The organism is Alphaproteobacteria bacterium (genome assembly GCA_033344895.1).
Classification (GTDB): Bacteria; Pseudomonadota; Alphaproteobacteria; order UBA8366; family Aestuariispiraceae; genus Pacificispira.
Map to the genome: position 1 here is coordinate 20,781 of JAWPMN010000001.1, position 15,761 is coordinate 36,541.

A 15,761-nucleotide genomic window follows, 5' to 3' on the forward strand; every position below is an offset into this window, starting at 1 on the left:
GGCCTGAGTAAAAAGATCGTTCGAGATGAAGGTAGTAGGTTCGAGGTTCGTTCAAGAGCCCGAAAAGGAAATCGGGCCCGCGAGGGCCCGATTCACAAACTGTTGAAGATCGGCAGACTACTCCGCCGGGTCCGGCTCTGCGCCGGGGGGCGGTTCGGCCGGCTTGCTGGTGGTCGGGACCGAAGCGCGGTGGCCGGTCTTGGCCGACGGTTCGTCATCTTCCGGACGGTGGATCGATTCCCCGTTCAGCAGGCGGCGGACCTCGTCGCCAGACAGCGTCTCGTATTCCAGCAGCGCATTGGCCAGCGTGTGCAACTCGTCCTCATGGTCGCGCAGGACCTGATAGCACAGCGTCTCAGCTTCCTCGCAGATCCGACGGATTTCGGAATCGATGATTTCCGCGGTCTTCTCGGAAATGTTCTGTTCGCGCGCCACCGAATGACCCAGGAAGACCTCGTCCTGATTGGAGTTGTAGCGCAACCGGCCCAGTTTGTCGGACATGCCATATTCGGTGACCATGGCGCGGGCCAGATTGGTCGCCTGCTGCAGGTCGTTGGACGCGCCGGTGGTCACATTCTCCGGGCCGAAGATGATGTCTTCCGCCGCGCGGCCGCCATACATCATGGCCAGCTTCGCGTTCATCTCCATCTTCTTGTAGCCCAGGCGGTCCCGCTCCGGCAGGTTCATCGTCACGCCCAGTGCACGGCCTCGCGGGATGATGGTCACCTTATGCAGCGGATCGTTGCCGGCAACGTGAATGCCGACCAGGGCATGACCGGCCTCGTGATAGGCGGTCAGCTTCTTCTCTTCCTCCGACATCACCATGGAGCGACGCTCGGACCCCATCAGGACCTTGTCCTTGGCGTCTTCCAACTCGCGCATCGAGACGACCTTGCGGTTCCGGCGCGCGGCCAGAAGCGCGGCCTCGTTCACCAGGTTGGCGAGATCGGCACCGGAGAAGCCCGGTGTGCCGCGCGCAATGACCTTCGCGTCGACATCCGGCGCGGTCGGCACTTTGCGCATGTGGACTTTCAGGATCTTTTCGCGGCCCAGAATGTCGGGGTTCGGCACCACGACCTGACGGTCGAAGCGGCCGGGACGCAGCAGCGCCGGGTCGAGCACGTCCGGACGGTTGGTCGCGGCGATCAGGATCACGCCCTCATTCGCCTCGAACCCGTCCATCTCCACCAGCAACTGGTTCAGCGTCTGCTCACGCTCATCGTTCCCGCCGCCAAGGCCCGCGCCGCGATGACGGCCGACCGCGTCGATTTCGTCGATGAAGATGATGCAGGGCGCGTTCTTCTTGCCCTGTTCGAACATGTCGCGGACGCGGCTGGCACCCACGCCGACGAACATTTCGACGAAGTCAGACCCGGAAATCGTGAAGAAGGGCACATTCGCTTCGCCGGCCACGGCGCGCGCCGTCAGCGTCTTACCCGTGCCCGGGGGACCGACCAGCAGAACGCCTTTCGGAATCTTGCCGCCGAGGCGCTGGAACTTCTGCGGGTCGCGCAGAAACTCGACAACCTCCTGCAGTTCCTGCTTGGCCTCGTCGATGCCGGCAACATCCTCGAAAAGGACGCGACCGTGCTTTTCAGTCAGCAGCTTCGCCTTGGATTTGCCGAAACCCATGGCCTTGCCGCCGCCACCCTGCATCTGACGAAAGATGAAGAACCAGAAGGCGATGAGAATCAGGATCGGCAGCGCATTCAACAGGATCGCGGCCAGCGAGATGCTGTTATCCGGCGGGATCGCTTCGACGCGCACACCGCGTTCGGTGAGCGTACGGACCAGATTGGGATCTTCCGGCGCGTAAGTCACAAAGGGCGCGCCCGATGTATAGCTGCCGGTGATCTGCTGCCCGTCGATCTTGACGCTCTTCACCTGCCCCGATTCAACCTGGGACAGGAATTCGGAATAGGCGGTGGCCTCGGACTGGACCTGACTGCGATTGCCGTCGAAGGCATTGATCAGGAACAGCAGCAGTAAAATGATGACAATCCAGAGTGCCAGGTTCTTTCCGAAGAAATTCACGGTCTACGTCGTCCTTCCGTCGGGGGCATCGCATTGGGCCCCACCATGACCAATCGCGGCCGATCCGTTACGCCGCCGGGCATTTAACCGGCTCGTCCCTCCTGCGTCCAGCGCGGATGCTGGATTTTCAGCGGACGAACCCTGTTCGCGTCTCACGCATGCCGATGAGGGACTACATAGGTCGCGCAGCCGGGTTTGAAAAGGGCAGAACCCTTTGAAAGCCCACTCCCCAGGCGTCCGATACCGCCCGAAATGCAATCCCGCCTTTCGGCAATGGCCCGTCGCCATACAGATCCAGGTGCGGAACGCTGACAATCCGGCCATTTCGACGAACTGCGGGGATGGCGGCGCGGACCGGCCCTGGCAAACGGTTCAGGGCTTCCGGCCCGGATTTCCGGGCTTCCGTCACGCCCTGCCGTCCCAGCGCGCCGACCTCCCAGAGGCCTCCGCCCTCGTGCGCCGGATCCACGGCCAGGCGACAGACAAAGCGACTGTCCCACGTCACTCCGTCCCGCAGCAAAATCGGCGCCGCGACGCCGGCCGGTTCCCGGCAAACCAGAATCCCGTCCCGCCAGACCGAAACCTTCGTTCCTGCCAGCGTCCTACCGCCCCCCAGTTGTCCGGAAACGATCGCTTCGTGCAAGGCCGTCAGATATCTCTCACGCGGCGGATGGGCGCGACCGCCCAGGATGCGGACGGAATGCGAGAGAACCCTCAGAGCAACCTCCTCCGGCAAGTCGGCGAAGGGTCCCGGCGCGAAGGTCAGAAACCCGGTCGGGTCCGATTGGGCCTGGGTTTCGATAAACCGATCCCGCGCGGCTTCCAGGGCTGCCCGTGCCCGCGCCATGCGGGACGCCGTTTCTGCCAGTCGAGCGGGCGTCATGCCCTCCGCCGCGAGCATTTCCCGAAGCCTCCGGACCCGGACCCGCGCAAACCCCCCGTTCTCATTCGAAGGATCCCGCACGATCGGCAGGCCCGACCGCACCGCGGTGGCTTCAAGGCGGGCCTTGGGAAAGCCCAGCAGCGGACGCAGCAGGATCAGACCGTCTCTGTGTGTGACCGGTGCCATGGCGGACAGGCCGTCCACCCCGCTCCCACGCCCAAGGCGCAACAGCAGTGTCTCCGCCTGATCGTCCTGATGGTGCGCCAGCAGTACCGCCTTGCCGGTGCGCACGGAAAGCCAATCGGCCAGCAGTCGATATCGAATCTCCCGGGCCGCCGCCTGTACATCGCTTTTGGGAATCGCACCCTCGTGATGCAGCGCGATCGCCGGGATGCCTTGGGCATTCAGGGATTCGGCGACACTCTCGGCTTCCGCAGGAGCTTCCGGTCGCAGACCGTGATCAACCGTAACCGCCTGAACCGGGATGCCATGCCGCCCGGCCCATTCGGCTGCCAGGACGACCAGCGCGATACTGTCGGGGCCGCCCGAACAGGCGACGGTCAAGCAGCCGTCGACCGCCCCCAACAAGGGCGCCATGGCCGCGTCGAACTCGGCGGCTTCGATCGGTCTGGCTTCGACAGTTTTGCCGGATGTGCCGTCTGGGTGCATGAGCCCCCCGGTCAGCAGCCGTATTGTGCGCCCCGGTCTTCCGCCAGTTTCAACACGGCACGGCGTGCATTGGGATATTCGCTCCGCAACGTGCTGAACGCGGAGCACGCTTCGGACTTGTTGCCCAGCGCATTCAGGGACATGCCAAGTTTCAACAGGCTGTCCGGTGCCTTGGCGCTCTTCGGGAACCGGGAATAGACATCCACAAAGGAGAAGGCGGCGTCCCGATAGTTGCTGCGAACATAATATGTCTCACCTAGCCAATATAACGCGGCGGAGGCAAGCTGATGCTCACCATGCTTGTCGAGGAAGACCTTCAGGGCCGCTTCCGCATCGGCGTAATCGCCCTGACGCATCAGCCCGAGACTATGGTCATAGAGGGCCTGCGGCTCAGACGGCAGGGCCGCGGTCGCGTTGGAACCCGCCGAGGCGATATCGCCACCCTCTACCGGACCGGAACTCTGCACGATCGAAGGCAGAGACGGTGCCGAACTGGTGTCGGATCCGGCCGTTGCCGGCGGTGTCGAACCTTGCGTCGCCTGCAAATTGGCCTGCCCACCGACGACATTGCCCTGGGCATCGACGATCAGAGTACCCAGCGTCCCGCCTTGCGGCGCGTTGCCACCGCTGCCGGCGCTCTCCGTTCCGGAGGAAGAGATGATGGTCGTACCGGATCCCGGAACCGGAATCAGCTGCTGCCCGTTGGATTGCGACGCGTCCGCTGCCTGTCCGCCTGTCTGTTCGGTTGTCTGCCCAAGGGAACTCGTCGCCCCGGACTGGTTCGGGGGCACCGGATTTCCCCCTTCAAGTCGCGTCAACCGAAACTCGATATCCTTCATCGCCGTTTCAAGGCGCTGTTCCATCTGACGCATCTTGAACTGGACTTCTTCGACCTGGCCCGTCGTGTCGCGCATGCGGCGTTCCAGCTCCTGAATCCGGACCTGGAGGCGCGCCGCGATATCGCCGGTGACGGCATCGCCGCCCGGGCTGGCGCTATCCTGAGGCGCCAGACTGCTAGGGGCGGGCCCGGTCTGTCCGCGATAGATGTAACGCTGAAGATCCGCCAGATCGCGCTTCAGGTTCTGGATTTCGCGGGAAAGGTCCTGCGCCGGGGCGGGTGTCGGTGCCGCGGAACCGAGAACGGTAACCGCAATCGCGCACGCAACCAGCGCGGTCCGGATGGAGGGATTACGCCGTTTGGCTGTCATTACTGTCATGGTCCAGATGCTGACCCATGTTCGTGGCAACAATAGGGCGGCCGTCGGTTCATATCGCGACGGCCGCCCCAATGTTTAAACGCGCTTTGTGAAGCGAAACCGTTAGCTGCTGTAGCCACCGGTCAGCACGGTCACGGAACGGCGGTTCTGAGCCCAGGAGGCTTCGTTCGAACCGGTCGCGACCGGGCGGCTTTCACCCAGCGGCAGGGTCTCGATCCGGCCGGCCGAAATACCGCGTGCGATCAGATAATCGCGGGCGGCAGCGGCGCGGCGGGCGCTGAGAGCCAAGTTGTAATCGTCGGTACCACGCTCATCCGCGTGACCTTCGATGGTGATGGTAACGGCCGGGAATGCCGCAAGCCAAGCGGCCTGCGCGTCCAGCGTGCTCTGCGCCTGTGCCGACAGCTCGGAGCTATCGTAAGCGAAGAAGACGCGGTCCCCGGCGACCTGCATGAACTGTTCGATCGAGCCTTCGGCCGGACCCGACGGGGCGGGCGGCGGCGGCGGCGGCGCCGGCTGAGCCGTTTGGGTGTTGCCGGTGTCGTTCGTCGCGACGGCTTCTTCCTCGTTGGTCGAGCAAGCGGCGACCAGGGTCGCGGCGGCCAGCAAGGCAATAACTTTCAAGCGCATTGAGGTACCCCCTACGCGGTCGCCGCAGTTATCGGGCGACGTGTACATCTCGTGTTCTGCCGACGTCGAGTGAACATGCGAACCATCCTCACCCTTCGGCGGTGCAATAATAAGCATGTCGGAATTCGGTTTTCAATAGAATCCGGAAGGATTCCCTGCATATTTCCTAATCTGTAGCAATTGTGACTGCCCGTGATTTCGCCCCCTATGGTTAACGCTACCGATTGAGAGGCGACCAGGCCGGGTCCGCCGCCAGTCCCGGTGTCGGAATCCGGCGTTCGTTATAGCCTGTCACATCGATGGAATAGAGGAACGAGGTCGCGTCTTCGCCGCGTGTCTCTCGATAGTACATCAAAACCCGACCGTTCGGCGACCAGGTCGGACCTTCATTGTGATAGCCCTGCACCAGAAGTCGCTCACCGGTTCCGTCCGGACGCATCACGCCGATATAGAACTGGCCCTGCAGGATTTTCGTGAAGGCGATCAGATCACCGCGCGGCGACCAGACCGGTGTACCGTAGCGCCCTTCCCCGAAGCTGATGCGATGCTGGTCCGTCCCGTCCGCATTCATGACATAAATCTGTTGCGTACCGCCACGGTCGGATTCGAACACGATACGCTGCCCGTCTGCGGAGAAGCTGGGCGACGTGTCGATCGACGGATCTTTGGTCAGTCGCGTCGACTGCCGCGTCCGCAGGTCCATGACGTAGATCTCGGAATTGCCGCGATCCTCATAGGTCAGCACGACCCGGTTTCCATCCGGCGAGAAGCGCGGCGAGAAGGTCATCCCATTGAACGGTCCCAGCACCTCGCGACGTCCCGTTTCCAGATTGAAGAGATAGACGCGCGGGGTGTTGTCATAGAAATCGAGATAGACGATTTCCTTGCGGGCCGGCGAGAAGCGCGGCTTAACGACAAGGCTGCTGCCGTCGGTCAGATAGCGATGGTTGGCACCATCCTGATCCATGATGGCGAGGCGATGGGTACGATTGTCCTTCGGGCCGCTCTTCGCGACATAAACGATCTGGCTGTCGAAATAGCCGTCTTCGCCTGTGATCCGCTTGTAGATCGCGTCGGAGACCACATGCGCGACCCGTCGCCAGTTGGCGCCGTCAGCCGAATAGCGCCGTCCCAGCATGTGCTCCGCAGCGAAGACGTCCCACAACCGGAACTCGACCGAAACCCGGCCGTCCGGTTCCACGGTCACCTTGCCGCTGACCAGTGCCTGGGCGTCGATCTTGCGCCAGGAATCGAAGCGCGGACGGACCGCCAGGCTCTTGGAATCCTGGTTGAAGGCCGCGCGGTCAATGGCCCGGAACAGGCCGGAGTTGACCAGGTTGGCTTGAACCACATCGGCGATCTGGCGGCCGAGTTCACCTTCCTGCTGATTGAGACCGAAAAATTCCGGGATCGCGATCGGCAGCGGCTCGATATTGCCGCGCGTGATGTCGATCCGGACTTCCGCCCGGACAGACGCGGTCGTGAATACGACCGCGGCCAGGGCCAGGATCATTGCCAGTGAGGTAACGAAGGCGCGTCTCATTCCCATCCTCGCTTGGCCCGTCGGGCCTTTAGTAAACAGTACCGACATCCGGCACACCATTCCGCCACGGATCAGAAAACCATATCCCGCGGCGAGAAGGTCAGAATGATCTTGTTCCATTCACCATATTTGCCATCCGGTAGTTTCAGCGGCTGACACCGCAGAACCGCACGAACGACACTTTCACCGAACTGCTTAGTAGCCGATTCCGACAATTCTGTGACGCTGGCAGTTCCCACCGTCTTGTCCCGGTTCATGACGATCTCGACCACCGCCTGCATGTCCTGAACATTCGCCGCACCGACCGGCGGATTCCAGCAACGCACGATCTGATCCCGAACAACGGCCAGTTCGGAATCGGTCAGCCCGGGGGAGGACACACGGGTCTGTGCAGGCTTCGGTTCCTCCTTCTGCCGGCTCAGCGCGGCGGCGACCGCATCATTCAGCGTCGTCTTTTCCTTCTCCTCCGGCTTCGGTGGCGGAGGCGGCGCCTCTTCGACCTTTGCCAGCGTATTCAGAACCGAGGACGCAAAGTCCTGCTTCGGCTTCTCCGGCTCCGGCGGTTTGGCCGGCGGCTGGAAGGCAGGCGCGGGTGTCGGGGCCGGCGGCGGTTCCGGCTTCGGCTCAGGCTCGGGTTTCGGTTCCGGTTTCGGCTCAGGCTTGGGCTCCGGCACAGGCTCCGGTTCCGGCTTGGGCTCCGGCACAGGTTCCGGTTCCGGCTTGGGTTCCGGCACAGGTTCCGGTTCCGGCTCAGGCTCCGGCGGAGGCGGAGGCGGAGGCGGAGGCGGCGGCGGTGGCGGAGGTGGCGGCGCAGGCGGCGGCGGCGGCTCCGGTTTCGGTTCCGGCTTGGGCTCTGGTTTAGGCTCGAGCTCAGGTTCCGGCTTGGGTTCCGGTTCGGGGGCTGGCTGTGCCTGCGCGATATCGGCCTCGGTCACAACCTCGAACGACTGCTCGCTGCCCAGCTCCACGAGGTCGCGGTCGCTGCTGGGCCAACGGATCACCGCGGCGATCAGGATCGCGATGTGAAACAGAATGGAGAAGACCAGAGGGCCGCGCATGATGAACGTCGTCAGTCCTTGATACCGTGTTGTCTAACCTTATTGCGCCCGGGATTCCTGGACGTCCGGCAGCTTGGCCAGCAGGGCGACCTTCTTGAAGCCGGCGGCACTGATCTTGCCCATTACCTCCATGACGCGTCCGTAGTGGATCGATGCGTCACCGCGCACGAAGATGCGGATATCGGGATTGGCGCCGTGGGTCGCAACCAGAGTGGCTACCAGGCGCGCCAGATCCGTCGGTTCCTCATCCAGGAAGACGTCGCCGTCCTTGTTGACGGTGACGATCAGCGGCTCGTCACTGTCATTCAGGGTCGCCGCCTCGGTTTTCGGCAGATCAACCGGCACACCAACGGAAAGCAGTGGTGCGGTCACCATGAAGACGATCAGGAGAACCAGCATCACGTCGACAAAGGGCGTGACGTTGATTTCGGAGACCGGGCGATAGCGTTTGCGACGAAGTCCGGGACGGATACCGCCGCTGTCGAGATTGGCACCCATTCCGATCAGCTCCGGTCGTCCAGCTGGCGCGAGATGATCGCACCGAACTCACCGGCAAAGCTTTCCAGCCGCCCGGCATAACGCCCCAGATCGGACGACAGCTTGTTGAAGGCAAGCGTCGCCGGAATGGCCGCAACCAGCCCCAGCGCCGTCGCGAAAAGGGCCTCCGCGATCCCGGGCGCGACCACGGCGAGGCTGGTCTGGTTGGTGGCCGCGATGGAGGAAAAGGAGTTCATGATCCCCCAGACCGTTCCGAACAGACCAACGAAGGGCGCCGCCGACCCGACCGATGCCAGGAAGGGCAGATAGCGTTCCAGCTTATCGATCTCCCGGTTCATGGTTAGCTGCATCACCCGCTCGATGCGTTGCTGCAGGCCGACAGCCGAACCGGACGAGACCCGTCCGGCGGAGCGCTCCCATTCGCGCATGGCGGAGGAAAAGACGGAAGACATCGGATCGGCCGGATACTGTCCGATCCGGCCATACAGTTCCTCCAGCGAGCCGCCCGACCAGAAGGCGTCCTCGAACCGGTTGGCCAGTCGGGCCATGCGGCGAAAACGCAGGCTTTTCTCGAAAATGATTGCCCAGGTCCAGATCGACGCGAAGATCAGAATCATCATGACGATCTTCACGACGATATCTGCCTGTAGGAACAGCGAGAAGATCGACATCTCATCTCCGCCGACAGGCAACTGCCCGGCGATAACAGTATCGACGATACCGGTGGCGGCTGTGCCCCCCGTTTGCTCTTCCATGATCTACCCTTTTCTTTCCTCTTGGACACCGCACAGGCCGACCAGGTCCTGGCGCACATGCGGCGGCAGACGCGACGGGCGGCCCGAAGCGTCTACCACTCCCAAAGTGACGGCCAATTCGCACAAGATCGTGTCATTTCTAAGGACATGTTGGGCCATTTCGAACTTCGCGCCATGGACCCGTGTGAGCCGGGTCTCGACCCGCAGAAGGTCGTCCAAACGCGCCGGTTTGAGATAGTCCACCATGCAGCGTCGTACAACGAATCCCAATCCGTGATCCTGCGCCATGGTCCGATGATCATGGCCCAGATCACGCAGGAATTCGGTGCGTCCGCGTTCCGCGAATTTCAGGTAGTTGGCGTAGTAGACGATGCCGCCGGAATCCGTGTCCTCGTAGTAAACCCGGATATCGGTGGTGTGTACCGGATCGTTAGCCGCCATTGTCGCTCCCGTTCGTCGGTACGTTCTTCTGCAGCAGGTCCAGCTGCGCGGCGGTTGTCGCCGGCATCTCAAGACCGATATAGGCCCAGCCCTGCCGCGTCAGCATGCGCCCGCGCGGCGTGCGCTGGACGAGGCCCTGCTGGATCAGGAACGGCTCCACGACTTCTTCCAGGACATCCCGTTCGTTCCCCAGCGCGGCGGCCAGTGTCTCCGCGCCGACCGGTCCGCCGCCATAGTTTTCCGCGATATTGCCAAGGTAGCGCCGGTCCATGGCATCCAGCCCCCGCGCATCAACGTCCAGACGCAGCAAGGCACGGTCGGCCGCACCGGCATCGATCGCGCCCTCTCCCGCGACGGCGGCGAAATCGCGGACCCGACGCAGAAGCCGGTTGGCGACGCGAGGCGTTCCCCGGCTGCGGCGCGCCACTTCCCGCGCCCCGTCACCGGTCATTTCCATGGACAGAACCCGGGCAGCCCGTCGGACGATCTCGGTCAGTTCGTCCTCGGTATAGAAATTCATGTGCAGCGGGATGCCAAAGCGTTCGCGCAACGGCGTCGTGATCAGGCCGGCCCGCGTCGTCGCCGCCACAAGCGTAAAGGGCGGCAGGTCGATCCGCACAGACCGCGCAGCCGGCCCTTCCCCGATGATCAGGTCGAGCTGAAAGTCTTCCATCGCCGGGTAGAGAATTTCCTCCACGGCCGGGGACAGCCGATGAATTTCATCGATGAAGAGGACATCGCGCGGCTGCAGGTTGGTCAGCAGCGCCGCGAGGTCCCCCGCCTTCGCGATGACCGGGCCGGACGTTGCGCGGAAACCGACCCCCAATTCCCGGCTGACGATCTGCGCCAGGGTGGTCTTGCCCAGGCCGGGCGGTCCGTAGAACAGCACATGATCCATCGCCTCGCCGCGTCCGCGCGCCGCATCCACGAAGATCTTCAGGTTCTCCTTGACCGCGCCCTGGCCGACGAACTCGTCGAGCGTCAGCGGCCGGACCGTGCTGTCGCGCTGATCTTCCTCCGCCGCCTGCGGGCTGACCATGCGGTCACCGCCATCGCTCATCGGCTAAGCTCCTTCAGCGCGCCCCGGATCAGGGCCGACACATCGCCGCCGCCGTCCCGCGACGCCTTGGCAACGGCCGTGAACGCCTCGCTGCGGCCATAGCCGAGATTGATCAGCGCGGAAACCGCATCTTCCGAGGCCCCGGCATCGACCAGCGCGGAAGCACCAGACGGCGCGCCGCCGGCGGTCGCGGCCGGTCCCAGGGCCATGCCACCAACCTTGTCCTTCAGTTCGGAAACAATTCGCTGCGCCAGTTTCGGCCCGACTCCATTGGCCCGTGCCACGGCGGCCTTGTCCTGGGCCGCCACGGCCTGAACCAGCGCCTCCGGCGTCAACACGGACAGGATCGCAAGCGCGACCCGCGCGCCGACTCCCTGAACCGTGGTCAGCAGGCGAAACCAGTCGCGCTCCCCCCGGTCCAGGAAACCGTACAGATTGATATGATCCTCACGAACATGGGTCTCGATCTCCAGGCGGATCGCCTCCCCCCGGCCCGGCAGCAGACCAAGGGTCCGCGTCGAGCAGTGCACGAGATAGCCGACCCCGCCGACATCGATGATCAGCGTATCATCGTCGACATCGTCCAGAATGCCCTTCAAGCGCGCGAACATGTCCTGCCCCTTATCGCGTGCCGACACCGGCGGCCCAGCGCCGGTCGGTATCTGCATGATGGCCATGACAGATCGCAACGGCCAGGGCATCGGCCGCATCCTCGGTATCGGGATTGCACCCCGGCAGCAGCGTTCGCACCATGATCCCGATCTGGTCCTTCGTCGCGCCGCCGGTTCCGACGACGGCCTGTTTCACCGACTTTGCCGCATATTCCGAAACGGCCAGCCCGAACAGGGCCGGAACCAGCAGAACCACGCCGCGGGCATGGCCCAGCTTCAATGTGGTGCCCGGATTTTTGTTCAGAAAGGTTTCCTCGACACCGGCTTCATCCGGCTGCCATTCGCGGATGACGTCGCAAACGCCATCGTGCAGGGCTTTCAGGCGATCCGCCATGGGTTCGTTGCCGGGCGGGTGCACCGTCCCGCAGGCAACAAACCTCAGATGGCCGTCGCGGCTATCCACGACACCCCAGCCGGTATGCCTGAGACCCGGATCGAGACCGAGAATGCGCATTTCTCTTACCAAACTCCCCAAACCGGTCGAACCGCCGGCCGGGGCTTGTTGCGCCTCGGCCTAGCCGTTCGCGATCTTTTCCATCACCTCGTCGGAGATGTCATAGTTCGCGTAGACGTTCTGAACGTCGTCATTGTCGTCCAGATTGTCGAGCAGACGTAGCAGCGATTCCGCCGCATCGCCATCGACAGGTGTCAGATTCTGCGGTTTCCACACTAGCTTCGATTCGTCCGGTTCGCCGAACCGTTCTTCCAGCGCCTGGGAAACCTCGTTCAGATCTTCCGCCGCACAGATGATTTCATGGGATTCCTCGCTGCTGCTGACGTCTTCGGCACCGGCCTCCAGTGCCGCTTCGAAGACGGTCTCGGCGTCTCCCGCATCGCCTTTCAGGACGATCTGGCCGACACGGTCGAACATGAAGGAGACGGAACCCGTCTCGCCCATATTGCCGCCACCCTTGTTGAAGATGGATCGGATATCCGCCGCGGAGCGGTTCCGGTTATCGGTCAGGACATCGACGATGATCGCAACGCCCGCCGGGCCGTAACCCTCATAGCGGATTTCTTCGTAATCCGTACCTTCGCCACCACCGGCGCCCTTCTGGATCGCGCGTTCGATGTTGTCCTTCGGCATCGACTGGGCGCGGGCGGTCTGGATCGCCAGACGCAGGCGCGCATTCGAATCCGGATCGCCGCCGCCCATCTTGGCCGCGACCATGATTTCCTTGCCCAGTTTCGCAAAGAGCTGCGCGCGCTTCTTATCCTGCGCGCCCTTGCGGTGCATGATGTTCTTGAATTTCGAGTGGCCGGCCATGCTCTCACCATACGGAAACCCGATCCCGCGCATGTGCCGCGGACCGGAGGGTTGATTTCTCGTGCCGAAACGATCCGGGGCCGTGCGGCGCCCCGGCGGCCGGGTCAGGCTTCTCCACTCCTCGCAAGGGGAACCGATCCGGCAATTGGCGAAGCAGTGATTATGCCTTTGCCGGGATATTTGCAACTTTCGCATCGAGGAATTGAAGTTGCATGGTTTGTCCCAAGCTTTGACAATGCCGCCTCAACCTATGGGAAAGAAAGCCTCCGGTTCACCCAGCCTTTGCAGCCTGCAATGCGAAGTACGCCGGGTTTAGAGGCCATCAGAAATAGGCAGCTAATGACTCTGACTTTCGAGCGCCTCAATGTCATGATTGTCGACGACAATCCGCATATGAGGTTTCTCATTCGTGGAATTCTGCAGGGGTTCGGGGTCAAGAACACCCTGGAATGCATGGACGGTTCCGACGCCATAGCGGAACTGCAGCACTGGCAGGCCGACGTTGTTTTCGTCGACTGGATGATGGAACCGATGGACGGCCTGGATTTCACGCGTCAGGTCAGAAGCCAGGAAGACAGCCCCAATCGCTTCGTGCCAATCGTCATGCTGACCGGGCATACCGAGCGCCACCGGATTGTCGAGGCCAGGGATGCCGGCGTGACCGAATTTCTGGCCAAACCCGTCACGGCGAATGGTCTCTACTCACGACTGCGCAGCATCGTCGAGAACCCCCGGAAATTCGTCTCGACCGGAACATTCACCGGACCGGACCGGCGGCGCCAGGTTCAAGGCCTGGAAGGGGAAGATCGCCGCAAGAAATGACTTCCATGCCTTCGCCGGTTCGTTTGGGGCGTCTCCGCGGTGTCGGTACAACCCCGGCGACAAGGCCGCCCGTTCCATGTTAAGGTCCTGTATGGATTGACAACCCAACCCCATGGGCCGTGATGCAAGACAATGATGGAAATGCCGGTGACAACGCCGGCGTGCAGTTCTTTACCCCTCCGAATACCGTTCGTGAAAAAGTGACCGGCAGCGGCGGGCCGACCAAGGAAATGCTGGCGAAGGCGGATGCCGCGATCAGCAAGATGACCGAGGATTACCCGAAATGGGCGATCCAGGATGTCGACAGGTTGAGGGAACTGGTTGATTCCGAAGCAAATGACGGAAAGCGCGACGAGACGCGCCTGCAGGAAGCCTACAAGCTTTCCCATGACATGCGCGGCCAGGGCGGCAGTTTCGGCTATCCGATGATCACCGGGGTCGCCGGTTCGTTCTGCAGCTTCGTGAACTCGCTGGACACCCTCGACGACAAGGCTGTGGCCATATTGCAGGCCCATGTGAAAGCCATGCGGGCAGTGCTGCTGAACAAGATTTCCGGCGATGGCGGTCCGATCGGTGCGAAGATTCTCGACGGGCTGCAAAAGGCCGTCTCCAAATACGATAGAAAAGACGACTAAAACACGCCTACCACGACATGCGCCGGTTAATGGTCGGCCCTTCGTTATTTCTGAACCGGATTAACACTAAATCAATCTTCTTGCGGCAAGTTGGCAACCCTATCGTTGCGGGCGGGTTGGATTTATCATGACTGTGTCGGGTACGCCCTTGTGCCTCCGTGATCGCCGCAACGGTCATCTATCGGCCGCATTGCGCGATGCGAACGTCGGTTACCGAAATGAAAAATGACCACACGGCGAATAGTGAAATGAATTCCATGCAAAACTCTGTCCTGAGAGACCTCCGCCCGATGGGTGTGACGGGTCGCGGCGGCCCTACGCCCGAAATGCTGGCCAAGGCAAACGCGGCCATCGACGAGATGACAAGGGAATTCCCGGACTGGGCGATCAAGGATGTCGACACCCTGGATGCCGTACTGGCATGCGATATCGAAGAATTTCGCGACGGCAACCGCTTGAAGGACGCCTACAAGCTGGCGCATGACATGCGTGGTCAGGGCGGCAGTTTCGGCTATCCGGTGATAACGACCGTCGCTGGATCCTTCTGCAAATTCGTCAACACCCTGGAAGACCTGGATCAAGCCGCCCTGGACATCTTACGTGCCCATTCGAAGGCACTGCGAACCATCCTTCAGAACAAGTTTGCCGGTGATGGCGGTCCGGTCGGCGCCAAGATCCAGGACGGGCTGGATCGTGCGATTGCGCGCCATGTTGGCGGCCGGACCGAAGACTGACCCGCTGAGCCCCCTGCGAACCGACTAGACAGGCCAGGCGGGGGCCAACCTTCCCCCAACGCGGATCGGCAAGATCTTTGCGGCGAGGCCGGTCCTGGGGTCTGTTTCCACGACCGTGCCGCACAGCGTCGCATCGCCTTCGGCAGGCTGCATTCTCGGCTTCGGCAACTGGTTCAGGAATCTTCCCAGGGAAGCTTCTTTCTGCATACCGATGACACTGTCGTAATCGCCACACATACCGGCATCGGTCTGATAGCCTGTGCCGTTTTCCAGGATATGCGCATCCCCGGTCGGAACATGGGTGTGCGTCCCGACGACGAGGCTGGCACGGCCGTCGCAGTAATGGCCGATCCCGTACTTTTCCGACGTCGCTTCGCCATGCATGTCGACAAGAACGAAATCGAACCCGTTCTCGCCCGGCGCGCCCTCGGGCAGGGCGCTCTCAAGCGTGTCGAACGGATTGTCGAGCAATTCCATGAAGAGGCGGCACATCACGTTGATGACCAGCACTCTTTCCCCGCCTGCGGTCTCGAACAGTCCGACGCCACGCCCCGGTGTCCCTTTCGGGAAATTTGCCGGTCGCAGGAGCCGCGGTTCGTCATCGATGTAGGACAGGATTTCCGCACGGTCCCAGGAATGGTTGCCACCGGTGATCACGTCGATACCGGCATCGAACAGTTCCTCGCAATTCTTCGGGGATATTCCGAAGCCATGGGTCGCGTTCTCTCCGTTCGCAACGACGAAATCGAGACCCAGTTGCTTTCTCAGTCGCGGCACTTCCTCGATCACGGCGTCCCGACCGGACCGTCCCACAATATCGCCCAGGAACATGACTTTCACGGAA

At 62.4% G+C, this 15,761-nt stretch carries 17 protein-coding genes; 3 read left to right on the top strand and 14 right to left on the bottom strand.

Going from position 1 to position 15,761, the window contains the following annotated elements; genetic code table 11:
• Positions 1-117: 117 nt before the first annotated feature.
• From ftsH to R8L07_00160, 13 genes are all read right to left on the bottom strand, one after another.
• Positions 118-2,034: an ATP-dependent zinc metalloprotease FtsH gene (gene ftsH / locus R8L07_00100; protein MDW3203913.1), complete on the bottom strand. Its 1,917-nt coding sequence runs from the start codon at positions 2,032-2,034 to the stop codon at positions 118-120.
• Positions 2,035-2,206: 172 nt separating this feature from the next.
• Complete coding sequence (gene tilS, locus R8L07_00105) at positions 2,207-3,586, bottom strand: tRNA lysidine(34) synthetase TilS (GenBank protein MDW3203914.1); 1,380 nt, start codon at positions 3,584-3,586, stop codon at positions 2,207-2,209.
• Between the two features lie 11 nt (positions 3,587-3,597).
• Positions 3,598-4,803 (bottom strand): tol-pal system protein YbgF, encoded by a 1,206-nt coding sequence (ybgF, locus tag R8L07_00110; protein ID MDW3203915.1) that lies wholly within the window; start codon positions 4,801-4,803, stop codon positions 3,598-3,600.
• A gap of 102 nt (positions 4,804-4,905) precedes the next feature.
• A complete protein-coding gene (locus R8L07_00115) occupies positions 4,906-5,433 on the bottom strand; it encodes an OmpA family protein (GenBank protein MDW3203916.1) in 528 nt (175 codons plus the stop codon).
• 217 nt (positions 5,434-5,650) lie between these two features.
• On the bottom strand, positions 5,651-6,982 hold the full coding sequence (gene tolB, locus R8L07_00120) for a Tol-Pal system beta propeller repeat protein TolB (GenBank protein MDW3203917.1): 1,332 nt from the start codon (positions 6,980-6,982) through the stop codon (positions 5,651-5,653).
• A gap of 65 nt (positions 6,983-7,047) precedes the next feature.
• Positions 7,048-8,034: a TonB C-terminal domain-containing protein gene (locus R8L07_00125; GenBank protein ID MDW3203918.1), complete on the bottom strand. Its 987-nt coding sequence runs from the start codon at positions 8,032-8,034 to the stop codon at positions 7,048-7,050.
• 39 nt (positions 8,035-8,073) lie between these two features.
• Positions 8,074-8,532, bottom strand: a complete 459-nt coding sequence (gene tolR / locus R8L07_00130; GenBank protein MDW3203919.1) for a protein TolR — start codon at positions 8,530-8,532, stop codon at positions 8,074-8,076.
• A gap of 5 nt (positions 8,533-8,537) precedes the next feature.
• On the bottom strand, positions 8,538-9,203 hold the full coding sequence (gene tolQ, locus R8L07_00135; protein MDW3203920.1) for a protein TolQ: 666 nt from the start codon (positions 9,201-9,203) through the stop codon (positions 8,538-8,540).
• 87 nt (positions 9,204-9,290) lie between these two features.
• Complete coding sequence (gene ybgC / locus R8L07_00140; protein ID MDW3203921.1) at positions 9,291-9,728, bottom strand: tol-pal system-associated acyl-CoA thioesterase; 438 nt, start codon at positions 9,726-9,728, stop codon at positions 9,291-9,293.
• The gene (gene ruvB / locus R8L07_00145) at positions 9,718-10,788 is read right to left on the bottom strand and encodes a Holliday junction branch migration DNA helicase RuvB (GenBank protein MDW3203922.1); all 1,071 of its coding nucleotides are present in this window, start codon (positions 10,786-10,788) and stop codon (positions 9,718-9,720) included. Before ruvB ends, ybgC begins: the two co-directional genes overlap by 11 nt.
• The gene (ruvA, locus tag R8L07_00150; protein ID MDW3203923.1) at positions 10,785-11,399 is read right to left on the bottom strand and encodes a Holliday junction branch migration protein RuvA; all 615 of its coding nucleotides are present in this window, start codon (positions 11,397-11,399) and stop codon (positions 10,785-10,787) included. Before ruvA ends, ruvB begins: the two co-directional genes overlap by 4 nt.
• A 10-nt stretch (positions 11,400-11,409) precedes the next feature.
• Positions 11,410-11,913 carry a crossover junction endodeoxyribonuclease RuvC gene (gene ruvC, locus R8L07_00155; GenBank protein MDW3203924.1) on the bottom strand — a complete coding sequence of 168 codons (504 nt, stop codon included), beginning with the start codon at positions 11,911-11,913 and terminating at the stop codon, positions 11,410-11,412.
• Positions 11,914-11,973: 60 nt separating this feature from the next.
• Positions 11,974-12,726, bottom strand: a complete 753-nt coding sequence (locus R8L07_00160) for a YebC/PmpR family DNA-binding transcriptional regulator (GenBank protein MDW3203925.1) — start codon at positions 12,724-12,726, stop codon at positions 11,974-11,976.
• 339 nt (positions 12,727-13,065) lie between these two features.
• Here R8L07_00160 and R8L07_00165 point away from each other — a divergent pair, with 339 nt between their 5' ends.
• The 3 genes from R8L07_00165 to R8L07_00175 all read left to right on the top strand — a co-directional run bounded on the left by R8L07_00165 (position 13,066) and on the right by R8L07_00175 (position 14,917).
• Positions 13,066-13,548: a response regulator gene (locus tag R8L07_00165; GenBank protein MDW3203926.1), complete on the top strand. Its 483-nt coding sequence runs from the start codon at positions 13,066-13,068 to the stop codon at positions 13,546-13,548.
• Positions 13,549-13,670: 122 nt separating this feature from the next.
• Complete coding sequence (locus tag R8L07_00170) at positions 13,671-14,183, top strand: hypothetical protein (protein MDW3203927.1); 513 nt, start codon at positions 13,671-13,673, stop codon at positions 14,181-14,183.
• A gap of 290 nt (positions 14,184-14,473) precedes the next feature.
• On the top strand, positions 14,474-14,917 hold the full coding sequence (locus R8L07_00175; protein MDW3203928.1) for a hypothetical protein: 444 nt from the start codon (positions 14,474-14,476) through the stop codon (positions 14,915-14,917).
• A 24-nt stretch (positions 14,918-14,941) separates the two neighbouring features.
• Here R8L07_00175 and R8L07_00180 read toward each other — a convergent pair whose 3' ends face one another.
• Positions 14,942-15,757, bottom strand: a complete 816-nt coding sequence (locus R8L07_00180) for a TIGR00282 family metallophosphoesterase (protein ID MDW3203929.1) — start codon at positions 15,755-15,757, stop codon at positions 14,942-14,944.
• Positions 15,758-15,761 lie beyond the last annotated feature (4 nt).